Source organism: Bartonella jaculi (genome assembly GCF_039543045.1).
GTDB lineage: Bacteria > Pseudomonadota > Alphaproteobacteria > Rhizobiales > Rhizobiaceae > Bartonella > Bartonella jaculi.
This window is the reverse complement of record NZ_BAABIZ010000003.1, coordinates 20,818-43,748: the sequence shown is the minus strand read 5'-3', so window position 1 is coordinate 43,748 and position 22,931 is coordinate 20,818. Positions and strand designations below refer to the sequence as shown.

Sequence of the window (22,931 nt, the reverse complement as noted above, 5' to 3'; positions counted from 1 at the left end):
CAGTTGGTCCCGTAGCTCAGCTGGATAGAGCAACGGCCTTCTAAGCCGTGGGTCACAGGTTCGAATCCTGTCGGGATCACCATCTTTAAGGAGAATCAATGGGGTATATAAAAATTCGGGAATTTTGATTCTATTGATTCTTTTACCTTGTTTTTATGTCTATCCCGAACTTTTTTTGATGGCTTCTATTGCTAGGCGTTTTCTATCCGCCGTTTTAGTATAAAGTGATGCCGTTTTATCTTCGGTCCACCCCAAAAGTGCTTTCATTTGTGAAACCGTAGCACCTGCATTAGCGGCACGGTTGCTGCTAATTTTCTCAATCCATGGGCTGATTTTTTAATATCTGCCGCATTACATGCTTCACGAAATAGGTTGCCAAAACTTGCTTTGATGAGCTTCTTTCTGATTTTCCCGCAAATAAATGTTTCATCTCCAATAGGAGCAATTTCGAGTGTTTTCGCTCGTTCCAATGAAATGGGAAGAAAAACATCTGTTCTAAATTGGTTCTTTTCTGTTTTGAGGTGGAGATAATATTATCTTTGACGTTTTTCCAGCCAATACGAACTCGCATCACTACAACGCAATCCCGTATAGAGAAGAACATCAATCCAAACACGTTCGTGCGTTCCTAAAGCCCATTTTTTATAATATTTATCGATATCCTCTTCTAACCATGGCGCTAATCCTTCTCTATTAAAAGATTTTGGAGCTTTAATATTAAAAGCAGGATTTCTGGTCAAAAAAGCACTCTCAATCGCCCATTTGAAAAAGATAAACGAAAAGCCGTTTAAAAATGCCTTACTGCGGGAGGTAAAAGGGATATATGATAGCTTTTCATAGTTAAATTAGCATGCCAACTTCTTAATTTCTTAAACAGCGCATCGGCAAACTTTCAAATGTTTTGCTCTCATCTCGTTTCTTTATCATTTTGCGTATGATGCTATTTGGGTTTTGACATTGCCAAGGTATGAGCTATTCGCAAAATATTATGCAGATGAGATCTAATGCACTTAAATCTATATGCACAAAAGTGATCATTGTCTGTTTTTTCATCTCAGTGGATGTGGGCACGAATGATAGAATCAGTTTTCATTGTGCTTTTCTATTTTTTAAATTTTTATTTTGAAGTAGCTAAATTTATCATCTTATATTCATATTCAACCGCTTTGGCAAAAGATCTGCTCTCGTAAGAGTGAAAGAAAGGATTGTTGAGCAATACAGTTTATGAAGAAACAGAAACACTCTTAAGAGGAGATAAAAATGCTTTCCGGAGGATTTTATTAAAATTTCCTGATTCACTTAAGTGTAAAATTGTTATGCACAATTGTTAGAATTTGGAATAGTTATTTCATAATAAAACTTAGCAGAAATTCAAAAAAATAATAGAAAAAGTTAGCAGAAAAACACACAGTCTGTAGAGAAAAGTTTAAAAATTCTATTTCCTACCCTTACTCTTTTACCACTAATTTAAAAAGCAGAAAAATCAAAATATTATGTATAATTAAAGATATCTGGTGGGCGTGACAGGGATTGAACCTGTGACCCCTACGATGTCAACGTAGTGCTCTCCCGCTGAGCTACACGCCCATTCAGTGATGTTGCATACACCACATAGAATTATAAACGTCAATGCCTAATTTAATTTTCTTTTTAATCAATCACGAATAACTTGGAAAATTACCCTCTTTAAGCAGCTATAAGTATTTTTTCAACCTCATTAACGAGCTCACGCAAGTGAAATGGCTTAGAAAGCACTTTTGCATCGGGAGGGGCATCGCTATTTGAATTTAGGGCAACTGCTGCAAAGCCGGTAATGAACATTACCCGTAAATCAGGATCAATTTCAGTAGCGCGTCGAGCTAGTTCAATCCCATCCATTTCCGGCATTACAATATCAGTAAGTAGAAGAGAAAACGGTTCTTCTTGTAAACGTTCATATGCGCTAGCACCATTATCGAAATCAGCGACTTCGTAGCCTGCACGTTCTAAGGCCTTCACTAGAAAGCGTCGCATATCGTTATCATCTTCTGCGAGCAGGATTCGTTTCATGATTATGTTCCAATTGCTCCATTAATCAGAGTTTTTGCACATCGATTATACAATATAGAGTACTTATAAAAAAAGTGATAAAATACTCATAATTGGAATGAATGGCAAAATGGTTAATTCATACACTTTTGACAATAATACAGAATATTAGTTGTGAGATGGTTAAATTCAAAATGTATGTGAAATTGAAAGAAGAGGTAGTGTATGAATGTTTGCAGCGCGATGAGTTTGCAGATTTTTTGTTTCTTTTTTCCTTTCCCTCATTTTGCAGAGTTCCACGAGAATGTTTAGGGGATATTCACTGTAGAGACTGTCTCTATTGAGAAATGAGAAGGAATGTTATGTTGATTTGCTGTTTTTAAGAAATGATACGACAGGGAGAAGTTTTTATAGCTGTTTATTTCCGTATAGTTTTACGAATCTACATTTGTAAGCATGATGGGTTTGTTTCTAGAATATTTGATTGTTTCTCAATAAATAAAAGTTATTATTTTTCTATGATATAACGTGAAAACAAAATTTTTTAATAATACGCTAGGAATGTAATTTTTCTATTTTTGTTTAAATGATTATATCATGGGGTATTGGGATTTGTCTGCTGAGTGTTATCATTGTTTGCGAATTGAGATTAACGCAATAGAATTGTTTATTGTAGGGTAAGCCTGTAAGTAATCGTTTGATTTCTAGGATTAAAGTAGGGCCTTCTTGAGCGCCTAATGGTGCAGATGAAGTTTTGTGAAAAAACTTTCTCTCTATAAGGGGCTCTATCAACTAAAAGATTGGCCGTATATTTTTATTTTGAATTGAGAAAAGTCTTTTATAGTACACTAATAAAACAGTTTCACGCAATTATGCAAAGACAAAGAAAATATAAGGATTGTTGTGCATTATCAATATAAAGAATCTCAAATTGGTGTTCACGTCACTCTTTTTATTAAAAGGTTATTCAAGCGCTTCTGAATACGTCGTTTGGGAATGACTACGTTAAATGGAAAGTGGGAAAGTTTTTGGCTTTTAAATTCTCACTCTTCCTCTTGATTATAGAAACTTGCTTGAAGTATGTAAACTTCAATCGAAGTAGATGTATTGAAGTTTAGGCGTTTGTTTTTGGGATTGGTATCATAAGGAGTTGGCGTCCCACATTCTAAAAGGGTTTTTCTGATTATAATCATATCTGCTTCTCGATTCTCACATACTTATGTATCCTTGGAGAATGTTAATTAAATGTCTCGCTATAATTAAAAAGTTAAATACTTAATTGTTTTAAGCTTTGTTTTATTTACTTTTTTGTCTCCTTTAGGGTTAAATGAAGCGTCCAAAGTCATTACTTTATGACTTATCACTAGGAATAAATGTGTCAAATGCAGCCCAAAATTGTTTTTTGTAACTTTCTTCATGCATGATTGTATCGAGTTCAGCACCCGTAATTGTAATACTGTCTATCAGATGCGTATGTTGGCATAATTGTTGTGTTTCAATGTTGTTCGCAATATTATTTTGATTGGCAAGAATAAATAGTGTTGGGATTTGTAAATACCCATTCTGGATGTTTTTTTTCATGGCATCAATTGCATTGAGTACTGATGCTATCCATCGTGATGTTGGAAGTTTTATAAAGAATCTAGGGGGTAAAGGTTCTTTATTCGTGCGCCAAAATTGCATATCTTTTTGTTTTAATTTTTTTCCACCTTTAGCTGGTAAGAATCCCAGACCTATGTCGGAAAGAAGCTGTGTTAATTTATGCTGAAAGCTATTTGTTTTATTGCCAAATGGAGCAAAAAGGGGAGAAACGCAAAGCATTCTTTTAAACTTACGGTTAATGAGATCCAATCCGCTGAGTGCTATCAACCCACCCATGCCATAAGCTAGTATATAGTATGGTGGTGGACAATTAGGATAAACAATATTTTTAAGAAACTCATCTAAATCGTTAATATTATTGTTAATATCAAAATAATTATATCGGATTTGTTTTTGTTTATCGGATTGTGATCCTTCTCGACAAAACCAATCAAATATTGCTGTATAAAAGCCGCGGTTAGAAATTTCATTCATTGTTAAAAAATATTTTTCTAAAGCATTGGCATAGCTTTCGAGAATAACAATTGTTCCCTTGTTTTTTTCCATTTCGGGACACGTTATCGCAAAACGCATTTTGCGATCAGTAGCTATTTTAAGGTAGCGATTACGGATGTTGGGAGGAGGGGAACTCCAATCTGTAGGATAAAGAGGTATTTCCAATTGAAATCCTTTATAATGTATTTTTGCAACTTTCGGCAAAGTGAGATGAGGAGAAAGCTTACATTAAATATAATGATTATGAACGATTAAGAAACAGTTATATTGTTTTTCTGTGTTTTAATGAATTCAAACACAAAAGGAGTTGAAATAAGAAAGAACAATTACCAAGTAAGTTAGTGCAGTCGCCATGATGGGATTGCGTGGTTCATGGGCAAGTTTGCCATGTGGGAACTTTGTCAGTCAATCATAGTCGCTCTAAAGGAGGGCAATATTATGCGTCAAGTAGATTTTTCACCATTTTATCGTTCAACCGTAGGTTTTGATCATCTTTTTAATTGGTTCGATTCCAGAACACAACCGGATGATGTTTCTTCTTATCCGCCATATAACATTGAGCGTTTAAGTGAAGATTCTTATAGGATTTCTATGGCTATTGCTGGGTTTTCTCAGGATGAAATTGATATTGAAACACATTGCAACCAACTGATCGTTAAGGGTGAGAGAACACCTGAAAATGATGATGGGGAACGGGAGTTTCTTTACCGCGGCATTGCTTCGCGTGCTTTTGAGCGGCGTTTTCATTTAGCTGATCATGTTAAGGTTATTGGAGCAGAACTTGGCGATGGTCTTCTTCATATTCAGCTTAAAAGAGAAATGCCTGCTGAATTAAAACCAAAAAAGATACGAGTACAAGCGCTATCATCTGCTGCAAAAAATAGTAACGATCATAGTATAGGTGAAGTAAGTTTAGTAGGTGAGCAAACTGAATAATTATCAAGTTTCTTAAAGAATAAGGTGACGCGAGGCAAAAGTCTCGCGTTTTTTATATTTTTTGTTGAAAGGAAGGGCATTTGTATAAAATTATCTATCCCAAATCTGTGATGAAAATGTCGTTGCATATTGCCATACATTGAAAAAAATAGAAGATATTTGTAAAACTCCGTACACATAACAGAATGGTTATTTAATTCAATGTGGTTTGACATTAGATTTTTTACTAAGTGGGAAAAGATGGGATTAAGTAGAAATAGGTGATAATTTATTGTTTTTATGTATCACTTTTGGTTAAATGCCGTTGCTTGTAAAATTGGATTTTGATACCCCAAAATCGAAAAAAGCTAAAAATGGCAAAAATCAGAATTTGAGGAAAAAAATGAAAGAAAGCTTTGAAAGCATAGAAAATCGCTTTTGAAAGATCTTTGAAAAAATGAATTGCTACAAAACCTAATGTCAAAATATATAAAACCTGATGACAAGCTACAATAATTCAAAACAAAGGGGTACATTCTGTATTTATTGATATATTTTCTGGAGAAAAATGGTCGGAGCGGCGGGATTTGAACCCACGACCCCTTGACCCCCAGTCAAGTGCGCTACCAAGCTGCGCTACGCTCCGTACTTTGCAAAATAACTAAACGACTGTTTCTTTAAAAACAAGAGAAAAAATCTAAAATGCTCTTGCATTTTTTAAAAGAGCTTATGAGAGTAAAAACAAAATTTTTCAGTTTAATATTTTTCTTATTTATTGAGATAAATCATTAAACTGTTCCACTTTTAGTTTCGTTGGTTTTATAGCTGTTATATACACATATTTATTCATTATTTTACGTGGATTGTGAAGAAGTTAGATAAGATCGTTGTGCTTCTGAACGCCTTCATTTTTCTGGTATTTAATAAATATGAGAGAAAGATGATACCTTTGTAATTTTTCTGTTTGTCCTTCGAGAATCTTCCAAAAAGATGAATATTTTTACGAGTATAGTAGTAGATGCATGACATTGAAAAACTTTTTCTTCGTTTTTTATTTTTGTGATATTTTTATAAAAAGGGTATTTGCATGAGATGCGAGGACAATAAGATAGAAATCTCAGATTGCACTGTCACAAAAATCCAAATTGTTAGATATGAGGTTTTTATTCTAATACGAAAAGATCACCATATTTCAATTTATATCTTGCTGTTTTGTTTTTGATGTAGCAAATAAATAAAAGACCGTAGATAGAATATTTCAAAGCATTTGTTTAGCTAGAAAAGAGTAAACGATGAGCCGTTTTTCGATAATAAACTTGACGGAATCTGCAGTAAATCGTGTTAAAGCGATTATGGATGCAAAAGAGGCGCATGGTATTCTTATTGGTATAAAGAAGGGCGGCTGTGCGGGGATGGAGTATACAATTACCCTTGTAAAGGAAGAGGGGCTGGATGCAGATGTTGTTGAAGTTAACGGTGCGCGTGTTTTTATAGCACAGAGTGCAGTATTATTTTTATTAGGAACGCAGATGGATTATGAGGTGACAACTCTGCGTTCTGGTTTTGTATTTAAAAATCCTAATCAAGTTTCAGCATGTGGATGCGGTGAATCAGTAGAACTTCGTCCTGCCTTGCAAAATCAGTTAAATGAAACGCATAAAGCCAATTGAGCTTAGTGAGATTTTATTGAGTGAGTTGAGAGGTTTTTGATTTTTTAGAGGGATCAAAACTGATATTTTTCTTACAGTACATTTTTGGATTTATTCCAAAGATCTTCCATTTCGTTCAAGGTTGCGTCAGCTAGTGTTTTAGATTGGGTAGATAGACTTTCTTCAATATAGGCAAAACGATTTCGAAATTTTGTATTTGTTTTTTTTAATGCTTTTTGTGAATCAATATTCAAGTGACGTGCGAGATTAAGTAGGGTAAAGTAGAGATCACCGAATTCTTCTTCTATGTTTGACGTTTTACCATCTTTGATTGCTTCTTTGAGTTCATTGAGCTCTTCTTCTATTTTTGCAAAAACTTCATGATTCTCATGCCAATCAAAACCTATTTTAGCGGCTGCTTTTTGTAAAGCCAGTGCTTCTTGGTCTGCTGGTTGAATCTTTTTTACTTTTGCAAGAATGCTTGTTGTGGAATTGGTTAATAAACTTTCTTCTTCGGAGTATTTTTTGTATTCAGCCTGTTCTATTTTTTTAATATGCTCCCATTCACTTTCCACAAAACCACGTTTTTTTTGCTCTACGCTTCCAAAAACGTGAGGATGGCGACGAATCATTTTTGCAGTGATTGCGTAAACAACATCCTCAAAAGTAAAACTGCTTTCTTCTCGTGCAATTGTGGTGTGATAGACGACCTGTAAAAGAAGATCACCGAGTTCGTTGCAAAGATCCCTTCGATTTTCCCGTTCGATAGCGTCGATAACTTCATAAACTTCTTCGAGCATATAGGGTATGAGGGATTCAAAAGTTTGCTTTATATTCCAAACACATCCGCTATCACGATTTCGTAATGCTGTCACAATTGCAATAAGATCATTAATATCTTTTGATGCGATCATTTATGCCTCTCCTATAAATGCTGTGGATATGTTAACCATCCCAACGTCTGTGTAACCACGTCCATTGTCCGGGATATTCACGAACCCAGCTTTCAACAATATCATTTAATTTTTGCGTGGAAGCAGTTATATCGATTTCATTCTTTTCATCACGCGGAAGCTTTATACGTTCATATAACTCTAGACGATGGCGACCTCCAGCTAGACGAATACAACGGGCTGGATAAATATCACAATCATACTGTCGTGCAAGTTTTATAATTAAAGGATTAGTTTTTAGGGGCCTATTAAAAAATTTTCCTAAAACACCCCGACGAAATTTTTGATCAACAAGCATGCCAACATTTTTACCTTCTGCTAACTTGGCTGCTAATGCCCAAGCTGCACCGGCCTTAGATGGGACGAGATGTCCCATGGAAGTTTGCCGAGCTTTAAGGACTCGTTTTGCAATATAAGGATTATTGGGTGGTCTAAATAATACTGTAATATTCAGACCAAAACTTTGTGCGCATATAGGGAGAAGTTCAAAATTTCCGGTATGAGCTGTAAAAAAAATGTGCGGTTTTTTTTCATTTTTTAATCGCTCGAATATTGCAGCACCTTTAACCTCAATAAGACCTGGCTGGTCTCTATGGGGATCAAAATCAAAAATTTTATCAAGAAAAATATGTTCAGCTACGAACAGCCCTATATTCTCCCACATTTCTATTGCAATTGCATGGAGTTCTTCTTCTGTTTTTTCTGGATACGCAGCTCTAAGGTTCGTAAGCGCGATTTGATGACGATGTATAAGAGGGCCGAATGTTTTTGCCAACCAGGAAAAGAAAGAAAGTCCAATGTTGGCAGGAAAGTATTTTAAAATAAATAAAGAACCAATCAGAAGATATCCCCACAAAAAATAAAATGACTTTTTTGCTATAATTTTAATGCGATAAAAAATTTTTTTTATATAAAACTTTATCATGATTTAATCGATTTTAAGAATAATTTTACCAAAAACATCACGGCTTTCCATCCGTTTTAAAGCTGTATCAATTTCATTAAATCCAATAATTGTATCAATGACAGGATGTACAACTCCTTGTGCCATTTTCTGCATGGCATTTTGCATATTTTCTATACGACAGCCAAATGAACCGAATATCTTAAGTTGTTGCTGAAATAATTGCATGAGATTCAATGATGCTGAAACACCAGAGGTAGAACCGCAAGTTACCAAGCGTGCCCCTCGTTTCATACACAAAAGAGAACCGCTCCATGTGGCGACACCAACATGTTCAAAAACAACATCAACACCCTTTTTTTGAGTTAATTTGCGTACAACACCTTCAAAACGATCTTTACGGTAATTAATAACGTAATCTGCCCCAAGAGATTGTGCTTTTGCAATTTTTTCATCTGAACCTACAGTAGTGATAACCGTACACCCTCTGTGTTTTGCAAGTTGAATGGCTGCCGAACCGATGCCAGAGCCACCTGCCTGTATCAGAATTGTTTCTCCTGCTTGTAGTTTTGCATTATCGAAAAGCATATGTTCTACTGTGCCAAAAGTAATTGGAGCAACAGCTGCTTGTAGTTCATCACATTCTGGAGGCGCTGGAACCAATAGACGCGCTGGTAAATTAACAAGTTCACAAGCAAATCCATCAAGATGAAAACCATACACGCCCTTTACATGACAACAAAGATTATCACGCCCTTCAAGGCAAGCTTGGCATACTCCGCAAGTTTGCGCACCATAAATTGAAACGATCTGTCCAAGTTGTAAATTTTTAACATTGTTTCCTAGTTGAGTAATTTCACCAGAAGCTTCTGCACCAATTACAAGGGGCATTTTTCTTTTAGCAAAGGCCATACCACGCCATCCCCATACGTCAATATGATTAAGAGCACAGGCTTTTATACGCACTGTTACTTCATCGGGGTTAGGTGGTGGTGGCGGGGCAATATTAGTAATTTCAAGCCGGCGTTCGTCGAATAGTTGCAGTGCAAGCATCATCATCCCCCTTAAATGTATATGGCTATTAGGTTAAATGTTACCAAGTTAATAAAAGGGTTATCCTTTATATGCTGTGATAACAAGACTCATATTTTGACCACCAAATCCAAATGAGTTTGACAAAACTGCATTGACACAAGCTTTACGGCTATAGTTAGGAACAACATCTAAAGGGATAGAAGGGTCAGGATCATCATAATTTATTGTAGGGGGTAGTATCCCTGATTGAATAGTTAAAAGCGAAAACACAGCCTCTATAGCACCAGCAGCAGTTAATGTGTGTCCAATCATTGATTTATTAGAAGAGACTGGAATATGTTTTAAAATATCACCGAAGACTGTTGATAACGCAAGATACTCCATCTTTTCATTTTCGGGTGTTGAGGTTCCATGTGCATTAATATAGTCAATTTCATTGATGGTTATTTTGGCATCATCTAAAGCTTTGCGAACGGATTCAATTGCTGGGGATGCATCAGGTTTTGAACGCGTACGATGAAAATCATCTGCTGTTTCTCCACAACCAGCCAAAATTCCTAAAATTGTTGCATTACGATCTAATGCGCTTTCGAGAGATTCAAGGACAAGAGCACCTGATCCTTCTGCCATAACAAAACCATCTCGGTCGCGGCTAAAGGGTTTTGATGCTTTTTCTGCTGGATCATTATGGGTGGAAAGAGCAGATAATAATGAAAAGCGGATAAGGGATTCTGCTGAAACTGAACCATCTGTAGCAATCATAAGTGCACGATTTGTCTCTTTTCGTCGGATGGCTTCAACACTTAATTGAATCGCTGTTGCACCAGATGCGCAAGCGGTTGAAAGTGTAATAGGAAGTCCCTTTGTTCCAAACTTTTTTTGAAGCTTTTCTGCAATTGCACCAAATTGTGTGGTTTCAAAGAGTGTCTCATGGAGTGTATGACTGCAGACTTCAAGAAGATGTGCGTAGGAAGGCTCATCAATAAATGTCTCCTTGTGATCAAGGGTAAAACGTGCTGTCCACTCAAGTTCAACAGGGGGAGCCGCTAAAAAGAGTGATCCATTAAAATTCGTTTTATCAAGAGCTGCTTGCTCTAAAGCTTCCTCTGCTGCAAGCTCAGCGAGCTTTTCAGAGAGAGCTGAAGCACCAAGCGTACTTTCTTTAAGAAAATCAACTGTTCCAGCTATACGTGTCTTTAATTTCTCAACAGGAAAGCGCGTTATTTTATGGATGCCGCTAATACCACTTGTCAGTTTTTGCCAATTTTCGTGTTTGCCTTGTCCTAGTGATGTTACAACTCCTGCTCCAGTTATTGCGACAAGTGGGCGTCCGAGATGATCATTATATTTCACTATAGAAATCTCCCTCAAACAGCAGAAAGGTGTACTATACCTTCAGCTCTTTTTATACCAATGGTCGTAACAAACGCTTCATGTACTTCTTTAGAAAAAGGCTTTTCATGATCACTTAACGCCGGGAAACAGCGTTTTTTTTCCACTATAAGTGCAGCAAGCGCAAGCGCTAAAAGAAATTGCGTTTCCCGCATATAACCAAATAATGTTGCAATACCGCGGTAAAATATATCAGCTGCCTCAAGGGCATTTTGTTCTGCTTTTGTCACTTCATGAAATCCTGAAGCTGCTGAAATGGCTAAAGCGGATTTAGCTGCCATTGTTTTCAACATTGCCACAATTGATTCTTGAAGGGGAATTTTTGTTCTATCTGTTTGATCTGCGATAATCTGGCTAATTTCAGCATAAGCATGTGCATTACGTTTTCTTGCGTGTTTCCCACTTTCAAGGACGAGAAAGATACTACCAGAACCAGTTATAACTCCACCGCCTGGATAATTTTTACGTTCCCACACTGGTGCCCACCCATTCCGCGTTAGAAGACCTCCAAGTTCATGGGCCAACAACATATCATAGCCTTGTGCATTATAAGAGCTTCCTACCAGTGCATGTGTACTCTGTCCTGATCGAATACGAGCTGCGGCAATTTGAAGTGCAGAAAGTCCACTTCCTTCTTCTCCCATAAAGGTGCGAGAAGATCCTGTTACTTTGTGAACAATTGAGATATTTCCGGCCAAAAGATTTGAAAGTTGTGCCAAAAACAGAGTAGGACGAAGTTCAGTCGAAAGAATTGAATTCAACATGGAAGCATGATCAGCTGCTGTACGTGCTTTAGAAAGAATTTGTGTATCAACGACAATATCACGTTCTCCTCCACCTGCTGCAACGATCATATCCATTGTCGATGTTAATTGTTCATTATTTTTCATGCCTGCATCATCAAGAGCAAGGCCAGCCGCATAGGTACCAAGGCGTTGCCATGTTCCCATTTGCCGTTGATCACTCTTTTTGGGAATTTGTAAATTCCAATCAACTTCTGTCAATTTATGGACAGTGTAAGGTGAAAAAGTTGTACAATCGAGGTTTGGGGTGACTGTGGGATCATTTAAGAGATCCCAATGATGATCAATCCCTTCACCCAGAGAGCTTATGATTCCTATACCAGTGATGAGTACTGCTTGATCATGCATGATGAAAATTAACCCGCCTGTTTTAAGGCAACGAGTTCATCAATTTTTGCACAAAGGTTCTTAAGAACAAAATATTCTTCAGTTGCGACTGCACCTTCATTCACTTCTTGAGTCCATTGTTCTAACGGAATTTTAATTCCAAAATCCTTATCAATAGCAAAAACAATATCAAGAAAATCAAGACTATCGATTCCTAAGTCATCAATTGTATGGCTTTCAGATGTGATCATGTTGCGATCAATTTCACTGATTTCTGCAATAATGTCGGCAACTTTATCGAATGTAGAGGACAATGTATAGTTCCTTGTTATAGGGTTGGTGAAAAAATTTAAAATACACTTAATACTATTCTTTTAGCCTTTTTTTCTTTTAAAAAAAAGTTTAAATCCTAAATATAGCTGTCTTTTCAAGTTAGAAAACGAGTTTGCGGTGTATGAGATACTAGATTTTAAGATTTAAAAAACTTTGAAATTTTATTGTAAATTCACTTAGTTTCATTTGTCTTATTACGGAATTTTTTTCTATTTGCAGCCAGTACTGCGAGAGCTGTTATATTAACAACTCCCCGCGAAGTTACTGAAGGCGTTAATATGTGTACAGGACGTGAAGCTCCGATCAAAATTGGTCCTACATGAAGTGCATTGGTGAGATTTTTCACGAGATTGAGTGTAATATTAGCAGCATCAAGCGTTGGAAAGACAAGCAAATTAGCTTCGCCTTTGAGGCGTGAATCAGGCAAAACACGATCACGAAAAACTTTAGAAAGCGCTGCGTCACCGTGCATTTCTCCATCGGCCTCTAAATTTGGGTATAATTCAGCAAGAATTTCGGTTGCGCGGCGCATTTTACGCGCACTTTCTGTATTTTTTGAGCCAAAGTTTGAGTGTGATAATAATGCCGCTTTTGGTGTTATACCAAATGCTTCAATTTCTTGTGCTGCCAGTACTGTCATTTCTGCTATTTCTTCTGCAGAAGGGTCTTCATTGACGTAAGTATCTGTTAGAAAAAGAGTACGACGTTGAGAAATGAGCAAACTTACAGCAGAAAAATGACGAACATTTGAATCAAGACCGATAACTTGTTCAATCAATTCAAGATGACGTTCAAAACGCCCTTCTAAACCGCAAATCATTGCATCAGCTTCTTCACGCATTACCGCGAGGGCAGCAATAGCTGTTGTTGACGTTCTGACGATTGTTTTTGCGACTTCAGGGGAAACACCACGCCTTCCTGTGTAACGAAGAAATAAGTTAACATAGTCACGAAAACGTGGATCATCTTCTGGATTTGTAAGTTCAAAATCTATGCCAGGGCGAATTCTTAGACCAAATCGCTTTAATCTAGCCTCCACTACATGTGGACGGCCAATGAGGAGTGGAACCGCAGTCTGTTCTTCAAGAACAATTTGTGCTGCACGAAGCACGCGTTCATCTTCACCATTAGCGTAAATCACGCGTTTACGTTTGGCTGTTTTTGCAGCAGCAAAAACAGGTTTCATCGTTAAGCCAGAACGAAATACGAATCGATTAAGGATATCATGATAAGCTTCCATATCTTCAATCGGCCGAATTGCAACTCCAGTTTCCATTGCTGCCTTAGCAACTGCAGGAGCGATGCGTAATATTAAGCGCGGATCGAAGGGAGAGGGGATGAGATAATCTGGTCCAAAACTGGGTGGAGCCTTTGAGTATGCACGTGCTGCAACATCTGAAGATTCTTCACGGGCAAGAGCAGAAATGGCATAAACAGCTGCTATTTTCATTTCTTCGTTGATTGCAGTAGCACCAACATCTAATGCACCACGGAAGATATAAGGAAAACAAAGGACATTATTGACTTGGTTTGGATAATCAGAGCGTCCTGTGCAAATCATTGCATCTGGCCGCACAGAGCGTGCTTCTTCTGGCATAATTTCTGGTGTTGGATTAGCAAGCGCTAAAATTAATGGATTTGGAGCCATTTTTTCCAGATATTCAGGTTTTAAAACACCACCCGCTGAAACACCTAAAAAAATATCTGCATTCTCAATAATCTCGGATAAAGTTCGTGCATCAGTTTTCTGTGCGTAATTGCTTTTCCAACGATCCATAAGTGTCTTGCGACCTTCATAAACAACTCCCTCTAAGTCGCTAAGCCAAATATTTTCAACCTTTGCTCCAAGACGAACCAACAGGTTAATACAAGCAAGAGCCGCGGCACCCGCGCCTGAGGCAACGATTTTTGCATTTTCGATTTTTTTCCCTGCGAGATTTAATGCATTTAATACGGCTGCAGAAACAATAATGGCAGTTCCATGTTGGTCATCATGGAACACCGGAATGTTCATCTTAGAGCGAAGTCTTTCTTCTATTTCGAAACATTCAGGAGCTTTAATATCTTCAAGATTAATGCCACCAAATGTAGGTTCTAAGGCAGATACAGTTTTGACCATTTCTTCAATATTGGGCGCATCAATTTCAATATCAAAAACATCAATATTGGCAAATTTTTTGAATAAAACGGCTTTTCCTTCCATGACCGGTTTGGAAGCGAGAGGACCAATGTTTCCTAATCCAAGAACAGCAGTGCCATTTGATATAACGGCGACTAAATTAGAACGGGAAGTATATTGGGCGGCAAGATTTGGATCTTTATGAATTGCAAGACATGGTGCAGCAACACCCGGAGAATAAGCAAGAGCTAGATCACGTTGATTATCAAGCGGTGTTGTTGCTTGGATTTCTAATTTTCCAGGCTTTGGATGCTGGTGATAAAAAAGCGCGGCACTATCAAGTTCAGTTTTTTTTGTACTGAAATTATTCTTTTCTTCTGTAGACATTTTTGCGATATCCAAGTTAGTATATTTATTATAGTGGTTTCTTCTACGATGAGGTTTTATTCATTGAAATCCTAACTTCTTTGAATACAAAAATGCACAGGTCTAAGCAAATTCTTCTCAATTACTAAGTGAGTTTGATGCTTTTTTTCGCTTGCGCTAGTTAATAAATTCATCGACGTTGGCACTATTATTTTTCTTTCATTAGCAAGAATTCGCAGAAATTAACCAGTTTGCAAAAAACAGGTAAAACATTACAGACTATTACATTACCAAGCCGTTCTTTTTTTTGCAATGCTTGTGAGCAAGGATATGAGAAGAACAAAGAAAGGATGATTATTCATTTAACATGATTTTCATACTGTATGCTGTATTTACACTTTTATTAAGTGAGTATGATATGAGATTTACAAAATGATATTTTGCGAATTTTAAAGTGTTCGTATACTCTTTAGAAAAGACTGGCAAGCTGAATAACGGAAGTAACGTTGTTTATTATTGAACAGAGGTAAAAGGAAATTTCTTTTTAGTTGGAACTGTATTTAATTTTGTAAAATATGCTAAAACAACGAAATCTTGCACTGATGAAATAAGCCATATGGGTATAGAGCCTAATATGTGTGTTTCAATGAATGAAAGTCTAGCTAGAAAATCCGTGATCAGATATTTTATTTATATACCAAGTTAGTTTTATAGTCTGTATAGGAGAAGTGGAGTAGAGAAGGGGGCTGGGAAGGAGGGGGAATAATGTTCATTACCATCGGAGTGGTGGGCTGCTTGGTGATTGATCATACTATTTTAATAAGGTTATTGCTTAGAATATCCTAGAAAATTAAACGTAAATCATTCACGTAACCTTTGATGCACAACGCTACACTTGAAATCAACGTGTTATATAGCGATGAAGAAAAATGGAAAAGAAAAAAGTGGAAAAAATACTCTTTCCCCACTTTTCTTATTGTCTATTGGATGCGGTCACTTGCATGAGCAAGCAGAGTATAGACTTTTCCAGTATCCGATATCAGATATTTTCGAACTGCGTTGGAAGAACCAGAACTGCGAGATACATCGCGTAAGAGTTTTTCAAAATCCTCAATGTATTGATTAACGGAATTTTTAAAATTAACATCGCTCATATACTTTTTCTTGACTGTTTCAAATATGGCTTTTCCATTTAAAGTATAAAGGTGTTCTGTTACGATGTTTTTTTGATCACGCCGATAATGATCCCATAGCTCAACAACAGCATTATGGTTAATAGCTCGTACTATTCCAGCTGCTAATGAATTGAGCGATCCATTTACAGGACGCGGTTTTGTTTGTACTGGTGCAAAAACAGCACCATCAGGCGTCTCTTCACATAAGGTTTCTTCACGCGAAGCTCTTTCCAAGAGGCTTGATACCCATTTATTCTGCCTTTTTTTACTTTGGTCTTGTTGTAAAATAGGTTTAGGCGGCACTATCTTCTTGCTGATGTCATGAGCGATATTATCACTTCTGTTAAGCGGTAATGATGTAGAAGTTGCCGGTATTAATTTGTCCTTTACACTACTTTCATTATTTTTTTGTATAACGCTTACCAAATCCTTTAATGCTATAATTTGTTCATTCAGAGCAGAGCGGATTGTTTGCGTTGTTTCTTTTGTCTTTTCTGGCAATTTTTGAACATTTTCATTAATATCATTATTAATTTTCGAAAGTTCTAAACGAATTTCACTTGCCGAGCGACGTATATCTTCTGCTGCTCCTGAAAAACGTGTGGAGGCTTCATTAATAAGCTGATTAAGTGATTGTTGAATTGAATGCGTGGAATTACGTGCATTTTCATCAGTGCGTTCAAATGCCGAATTGAGAACATTTTCATAATGTCCAATCAATTGATTGATTTCATTAGATTTTGAAATAAGGGCACTACTTAACGCGGAGAGCGTATTGTTTTTCTCCTCAAGTGTCACACTGAATGAGTTTTCAGACTGTTCGAGAACGTGAATGGTTTCAGAAAGTGTTTTTGCGTGTTTACCGAAACTGTTTGTTATGTGACTAATTTTTTCAAATGTATTTTGTGAGAGCCCTTGTAAAACCTCTACATTATTATTGAGCGCTTGATTTGAGGCTGATAAACGTTCTGCCATTTGGTGAGTATTGCGGAAAAAACTATTCGCAGTCTCACTAAACTGACCATCAATATTTTGAACTGCTGACAATAAAATATTACTGTTTTCGTTGAAGTTATAAATTGATTGATTCAATTGTGTAATGATGGATGAAACATTATTGACAAGATCTTCCTTCATAGCAGTTACGGTTTGAAGTGTTTCAGAGTTTGTTTGTGTCAAGCTATTCACTAAAGATTCATTTTGTGCATAAATTCTTTGTTCAGCATCTTGTGTTGAGAGAGAGAGCTGCTCACTGATATGCTGTGTTAAGTGACCAATTGACTCAGTTGTATTCTGTGCAGCTTGATTTAAATGATTTGTTAACTCTGTTATTTTTCCAACATGTTCTGAAATTTGAGTAGCTGTCTGATTGTTTGCTTCTTCCAAACGGCTACTTACATCAGAAAGCTGATACCCTAAATTGTTTTTAAGATTTTGCATGGAATGATTAAGAATATTGCAGCGTTCGCTAAGTACTTGTTCAATTGCTGTCGTTGAAGTATGAATTGTTTCATTCAACAATGTTTGTGCATTATGACTGGCAGTTGCAAAGGCTTCTACAGTATGAGCTGTCTGCTCAGACAGAACAGAAAGGACTTTTTCACTAGTATCATAAACCGTTTGTTTAACGTTTGATACAATGCGATTACCAGACTCCGAGAGAATATTTTCTGCTTGTACTGCAACATTTGTAACAGATGAAAGTATCTGTTCACTCGTAGAGGAAAGAATATCAGAGGCTTTTATAATCTTATTATGCAAGTTGTTTGTAACCGTATTAACGGAATCCTCTAATGTGATGCGCATATTGTCAACACTTGTTTCTAGCGCTTGTTGAATTATCTGGCTTTGCTCATTATTAAGCATGATAGATGTCTTTAATGTGTCAGAACGTTCTTCAAGAGCAGATGTTTGCATTTCGATGGTTTCACATACTTGGCCAAGTTTTTTGGACAATGTTTCCTCTAGCGTAGTTGCACGTTCAAAAATCTTGTGTGCACGATTTTCTAGATTTGCATCGAACGATTCCATATGTGTTTCAAGGGCTTCAAAGAATGTACCACTAGATTGAGAGAGTGTATTCTGTAAAGTTTCGGTATGATTTTCGAGATTTTTGATATGACCTTGAACAGTTTCAGTAATATTCTTGTTATTGGCAACAATTGCATTTTCAACTAAATCTATCTGTTGCTTTAATGCAACATCAACACGTATATCGCTTTTTGCGATAAGATTATGTATTGTTTCCATCCGTTTTTCGAGTGTACGTGCCTGATCTGCAAGAACTTCATTAAGAGAAAAACTGTTAATAGCCAAGGAGTCACGTAAAGCATCCGCGCGTATATCAATATTTCTAGCTTGTGCTTCTAAAGCATCTTTCGTTGTATTGCAGCTTTGCGTAATAACTTCTTGTAGCTTCTCTGTGCACTGAGCTATACTTCCCAGATGAGTTTCAGCATGTTGATCAATAATTTGAACATTATTAACCAGAACCTTTTCAATACTTGAAGCATTTTCGGCTAAAATATCAATCTGATTTTTCAATGTCTCAGCAATTTTATTCTTTTCGCTGTCGAGCATATTTGCCATCATGTCTCTTTGATCAGAGAGTTGTAATTTGAAATCCTGCGAGCGTTCCCGTATGATGTCAACAATTGCATTATCAACATTTTTAATTTCTTCTCTCAGCGTTTCTTTGCTTTTGTCGATCGCAGAAAGAATATTGTCATGTCCGCTTGTGAAAGCGTTGGTAATATCTGTTGTTCTTTCTTTGAGACTTGCATTAATTTGTAAGGCGTGTGATTCTAAGAAATCACCAAGCTTTTCAGCATTATCTTCTAGAGTTTGAGTGCGAGCGATGAAGGATTCAATTATAGAATCGCTGTGTTCTTTGAGAGAAAGATCAACAGTTGCTAAACGATTTTCAAAGGCTTCAATTGCTTCTGAAGTTACGTTATCAAATTTAGAAGAAAGTTTATATGCCTGCTCATCGAGCTGCATGATTTTCTCATCAAAATTCTGCAAAGATTGATTATTACGATCAACAATGACTTCATCTAATGTTTTAAACTTCTCATCAATACTGTGCAGAGTCTGATCTGTTGCGGCTTGTATATGTGTTGCAATTTTAGCGATATGCATTTCAGCTTTAGAAGCTGCTTCATTAAAGGTTTTCTCTATTTGTTTTTCATTATTATCAAAACGTTCTGAGAAACCATCAAAGTTTTTCCCTAATTCATGGAAGAACTCTGTATTTTTTTGCTGAATCTGTGTTGTGGTTTCATTAAATTTTTCAGCAAGCTGATTTGTTACGCCGTCGCCTGCACAGGAAAGTTTTGCAACAAGATCTTCTCCTTGTTTTTGTAAAGTCTGAGAAAGCGTTTGCGCAAGCTTTTCAACATTGGTTACAATTTTAGAGGTAACCAAGCCAAATTCATCACTCAGTTGTTCCTGTGTTCCTTTAATTGTTGACTGTACACGATCAGCATGATTCAAAATGGCTATGCGTTCATTGCTCAACTCTTTGATTAATGTATGAATGCGCGATTCGTTTTCAGCATAGGCTTGTTCTAGATTATGAACTTCACCTTGTATAATAGCTTCAAGCTCGACAGCACGTCCAAGGGTACGTTCAATCCCTTCATTCATTGCTGCTACTTCTTCACGAATGGTTTGTCCTATAGCAACAGCTTGTTTTTCAGATATATGTGGTTCACTGAGACGCTGTGCAGCATTGGTCATAAGAACGGCAATATTGTGCAATTCGTTTGAACGTTTTGTTAATTGAGCAAATCCCCAGGACATCAGTATAGGAATTGTTGTTCCCGCTGCTACAGCTAGTCCAGTTGGAGATGTAAAAAAAGTAGTAATATTCGATAAAGAACCAAGCCCAGCAGGAGCTAGTTTATGAGCAATAAAAGCACCTCCTGCTGCCCATAGAGCACTAAGCGCTGTTGTACACAAATAGATTCGAGATATAGAGTTGGGCTTTGATGTTTCAAAATTTAAATGTGTTGTTAGATCATCATTAGCAGGGAGAGGTTGTGCAGACAACAATGTCTTGTGTACAGTTCCTCCCGAAAGTTCACGTGTGGGCTTAGGAGCAAAAAGCTGTTCAACAACGGATTCATCAACAACAGTATTATCATGAATATCCGAAGCAAGAATCGAAGTGCCATTTTCAGCAAAAATTTCTTCTTCTGCTGCTGCAATCTTTTGAATCAAATCATCTACATTCACAACATTTTCGGAATTATTGGATGATATTGTTTCAATTCCGGCATCATCAAAATTAAAATTCATAGCTTTTGTGAGAGCTTCTTCAACTTCAACTTCAAATGTTTGTAATTTGGTTCTGCGCGCCATACTCTCCTCATACTCTTACAGATGGAAAAGGGATACGTCCTCTTCCAGATAATTTCAGTATACTAGCCGTTAATTATTTAGAAAGGAATATGTTTGGAGTAAAATTTTAAAAACTTATCAAGATAAAGTTAATGCGGCTTCTTTACCGTGTTTAAAAGCTCTATAAACAAAAGTTAAAACAAATAGTTAGATGATTTTTACATAATAAAAATACTGTTTACAACTCTCATTTATAGATAGGATTATGAGATTGCTGTCTTCGAAATAAAAGCAATTTGATGACAGTTATGCACAATGTTTTAAAAAGATCTATGGTGTGCAGGGGCGTTTATGTATATGTAGCGTTTCATATTCTTTTTCTTTTATCGATGACAAACTGATGAATGATGTCATTTACCATACCTAAATTTTGAATGAGAGAAATTGGCTATTACACTTCCTTAAAAAGGCATGTGGTTTGAAATATATCCTATCTGCAATTGGGGAAGGCAATAAATATATTGGGCACAAAGTAAAAGGGGGCAATTAAAAGTAATTGACAAAAAGTAAAGATACGGAAATTTCCATATTTTATAATCGGTTTTCACGGGGTATGATGCTCATTGTTTTGATAGAGATTTTTTCTTTATATTTAAGTTGTCTTCCGCTAAATTTTAAAGCTTCTACGTTGACAATTTGATATTTTTCAGTCGATATGCATGCACGAATATTTTATGCAATTCGAAATGAAGGTGTAAGAATAATGGCAGAACGATCACAACACCTGCAAGATGTATTTTTAAATACGGTGCGCAAGCAAAAGATTTCTCTTACAATTTTTCTTGTAAATGGCGTTAAACTCACGGGTATCGTAACCTCATTTGACAATTTTTGTGTCCTTTTACGTCGTGATGGACATGCACAATTGGTTTATAAGCATGCTATTTCTACAATTATGCCGGGACAGCCTGTACAGATGTTTGAAGGTGAAAGCTCTGAATAAACTAGCTACTTTACTATAGATCTCTTATCCCATTTAAAAGTACTTAAGACTAATATGATCAATGAAAATGAGAGATTTGGAGGTTTTTTTTCACAGGTTGGAGAGCAGGTGCGCGCACTTGTTTTGGTCCCCATTTTTCAAGAAAACAAAAGTGAGAGTGCTTCATGTGAGTGTTCAGTGTCTTCTAGGATCAAAGAGGCATTGGGCTTGGCGCGCGCTATAAAGTTGGAAGTTGTTTATCATGAAATTGTTAATATTGCTACACCCCGTCCGGCAACTTTGTTTGGAAAAGGCAAGGTGGATGCACTTGCCCATTACATAAGTGAATATCATGTTGAGCTTGCAATTATAGATCATTTTTTAACACCAGTGCAGCAGCGTAATTTAGAAAAATTATGGAATTGCAAAGTTATCGACAGAACGGCTTTGATTCTTGAAATTTTTGGAGATCGTGCACGAACGAAGGAAGGGGTTTTGCAAGTCGAGTTGGCGCATTTATCCTATCAGAAAAGTAGACTTGTACGTAGCTGGACGCACTTGGAAAGGCAACGTGGTGGCCGTGGTTTTTTAGGTGGACCTGGTGAAACTCAGATTGAAGCGGATCGGCGTCTTTTGCAAGAAAAAATTATTCGTATTCGTCGCGAATTGGAAACAGTTGTTAAGACACGTGCTCTTCATAGAGCAAAAAGAAAAAAAGCATCCCATCCTGTTGTCGCTTTGGTGGGGTATACCAATACGGGAAAATCAACTCTTTTTAACCGTTTGAGTGGTGCAGATGTCTTAGCAAAGGATATGTTGTTTGCAACGCTTGATCCAACTTTGCGCAAAGTTGTTCTTCCTCATGGGAAAACTATTCTTTTATCTGATACTGTGGGTTTTATCTCTAACTTACCAACAAATTTGATTGCGGCTTTTAGAGCAACCCTTGAAGAAGTGGTTGAAGCTGATCTTATTCTTCATGTGAGAGATATATCAGATCTTGATCATCGTGCACATGCCCAAGATGTTTTAGAAGTGCTTTCAAACCTTGGTATCAATATTGGTGATACAGAGCATATCATAGAAGTGTGGAATAAGATTGATATATTGGATGAGCATGCAATGCGTGTTTTGCAAACAAGCGCAAAAACACAGTTAAATCCTGCAGTAATGGTATCAGCACTCATGAGCGATGGGCTAGATCACTTATTAGAAACAATTGAAAAGCGAATTTTGGGAGAAATGCAAAGCATTGAATGTCTTTTAAGACCTCATGAAATGTCGCTTATCGATTGGTTTTATGCAAATTCTGGTGAAATCATGCAGGAAGGGCATGATGATGGTTCTGTTACCATTAGAGCAGTGCTTACTGCGGAAGCAAAAAAACGATTAGATCATATCAAACAAAATATGAATTAAAGTTTCTTTTGATTTATTGCTAAACATTTTTTCTTAAAGTTTAGGTTTTTCTTCTCTCACAATAAATAACGTCAAGTTAAGAGGATAGTT

At 36.7% G+C, this 22,931-nt stretch carries 14 protein-coding genes, 3 tRNA genes and 1 pseudogene; 5 read left to right on the top strand and 13 right to left on the bottom strand.

Features of this window, described 5'->3' with window-relative positions:
- Positions 1 to 5: 5 nt before the first annotated feature.
- Positions 6 to 82, top strand: a tRNA-Arg gene (locus tag ABD915_RS02180).
- A 77-nt stretch (positions 83 to 159) separates the two neighbouring features.
- On the opposite strand, the pseudogene ABD915_RS02175 reads toward ABD915_RS02180, so the two are convergent.
- From ABD915_RS02175 to ABD915_RS02160, 4 genes and pseudogenes are all read right to left on the bottom strand, one after another.
- Positions 160 to 767: pseudogene (locus ABD915_RS02175) on the bottom strand (tyrosine-type recombinase/integrase); the annotation flags it as partial.
- A 745-nt stretch (positions 768 to 1,512) separates the two neighbouring features.
- Positions 1,513 to 1,587: transfer RNA gene (locus ABD915_RS02170), tRNA-Val, on the bottom strand.
- Between the two features lie 99 nt (positions 1,588 to 1,686).
- On the bottom strand, positions 1,687 to 2,049 hold the full coding sequence (gene cpdR, locus ABD915_RS02165; RefSeq protein WP_345114545.1) for a cell cycle two-component system response regulator CpdR: 363 nt from the start codon (positions 2,047 to 2,049) through the stop codon (positions 1,687 to 1,689).
- Positions 2,050 to 3,378: 1,329 nt separating this feature from the next.
- Entirely contained in the window at positions 3,379 to 4,290 is a 912-nt protein-coding gene (locus ABD915_RS02160; protein WP_345114543.1) for a serine aminopeptidase domain-containing protein, read from the bottom strand.
- 273 nt (positions 4,291 to 4,563) lie between these two features.
- Between ABD915_RS02160 and ABD915_RS02155 the strand changes: the two genes are divergently transcribed.
- Complete coding sequence (locus tag ABD915_RS02155) at positions 4,564 to 5,061, top strand: Hsp20 family protein (protein ID WP_345114542.1); 498 nt, start codon at positions 4,564 to 4,566, stop codon at positions 5,059 to 5,061.
- A gap of 548 nt (positions 5,062 to 5,609) precedes the next feature.
- On the opposite strand, the gene ABD915_RS02150 is transcribed toward ABD915_RS02155, so the two are convergent.
- Positions 5,610 to 5,686: transfer RNA gene (locus ABD915_RS02150), tRNA-Pro, on the bottom strand.
- Between the two features lie 646 nt (positions 5,687 to 6,332).
- On the opposite strand from ABD915_RS02150, the gene ABD915_RS02145 reads away from it, so the two are divergent.
- Positions 6,333 to 6,710 (top strand): iron-sulfur cluster assembly accessory protein, encoded by a 378-nt coding sequence (locus ABD915_RS02145; protein ID WP_345114539.1) that lies wholly within the window; start codon positions 6,333 to 6,335, stop codon positions 6,708 to 6,710.
- A gap of 71 nt (positions 6,711 to 6,781) precedes the next feature.
- On the opposite strand, the gene mazG is transcribed toward ABD915_RS02145, so the two are convergent.
- From mazG to ABD915_RS02105, 8 genes are all read right to left on the bottom strand, one after another.
- The gene (gene mazG, locus ABD915_RS02140; protein WP_345114536.1) at positions 6,782 to 7,603 is read right to left on the bottom strand and encodes a nucleoside triphosphate pyrophosphohydrolase; all 822 of its coding nucleotides are present in this window, start codon (positions 7,601 to 7,603) and stop codon (positions 6,782 to 6,784) included.
- Between the two features lie 31 nt (positions 7,604 to 7,634).
- Positions 7,635 to 8,564, bottom strand: a complete 930-nt coding sequence (locus ABD915_RS02135) for a lipid A biosynthesis lauroyl acyltransferase (protein ID WP_345114779.1) — start codon at positions 8,562 to 8,564, stop codon at positions 7,635 to 7,637.
- Positions 8,565 to 8,570: 6 nt separating this feature from the next.
- On the bottom strand, positions 8,571 to 9,599 hold the full coding sequence (locus tag ABD915_RS02130; protein WP_345114531.1) for a zinc-binding dehydrogenase: 1,029 nt from the start codon (positions 9,597 to 9,599) through the stop codon (positions 8,571 to 8,573).
- A 60-nt stretch (positions 9,600 to 9,659) separates the two neighbouring features.
- Positions 9,660 to 10,934: a beta-ketoacyl-ACP synthase gene (locus ABD915_RS02125; RefSeq protein ID WP_345114529.1), complete on the bottom strand. Its 1,275-nt coding sequence runs from the start codon at positions 10,932 to 10,934 to the stop codon at positions 9,660 to 9,662.
- A 14-nt stretch (positions 10,935 to 10,948) separates the two neighbouring features.
- Positions 10,949 to 12,124, bottom strand: coding sequence for a beta-ketoacyl-ACP synthase (locus ABD915_RS02120; protein ID WP_345114527.1), 1,176 nt, complete (start codon positions 12,122 to 12,124; stop codon positions 10,949 to 10,951).
- A gap of 8 nt (positions 12,125 to 12,132) precedes the next feature.
- Positions 12,133 to 12,417, bottom strand: a complete 285-nt coding sequence (locus tag ABD915_RS02115; protein ID WP_345114525.1) for an acyl carrier protein — start codon at positions 12,415 to 12,417, stop codon at positions 12,133 to 12,135.
- A gap of 191 nt (positions 12,418 to 12,608) precedes the next feature.
- Positions 12,609 to 14,942, bottom strand: a complete 2,334-nt coding sequence (locus tag ABD915_RS02110; protein WP_345114523.1) for an NADP-dependent malic enzyme — start codon at positions 14,940 to 14,942, stop codon at positions 12,609 to 12,611.
- A 959-nt stretch (positions 14,943 to 15,901) separates the two neighbouring features.
- A complete protein-coding gene (locus ABD915_RS02105; protein ID WP_345114519.1) occupies positions 15,902 to 20,461 on the bottom strand; it encodes an apolipoprotein A-IV repeat region-like domain-containing protein in 4,560 nt (1,519 codons plus the stop codon).
- A 742-nt stretch (positions 20,462 to 21,203) separates the two neighbouring features.
- Here ABD915_RS02105 and hfq point away from each other — a divergent pair.
- On the top strand, positions 21,204 to 21,443 hold the full coding sequence (hfq, locus tag ABD915_RS02100) for an RNA chaperone Hfq (protein WP_011179303.1): 240 nt from the start codon (positions 21,204 to 21,206) through the stop codon (positions 21,441 to 21,443).
- A 54-nt stretch (positions 21,444 to 21,497) separates the two neighbouring features.
- Positions 21,498 to 22,841: a GTPase HflX gene (gene hflX / locus ABD915_RS02095; RefSeq protein WP_345114514.1), complete on the top strand. Its 1,344-nt coding sequence runs from the start codon at positions 21,498 to 21,500 to the stop codon at positions 22,839 to 22,841.
- Positions 22,842 to 22,931: the final 90 nt, after the last annotated feature.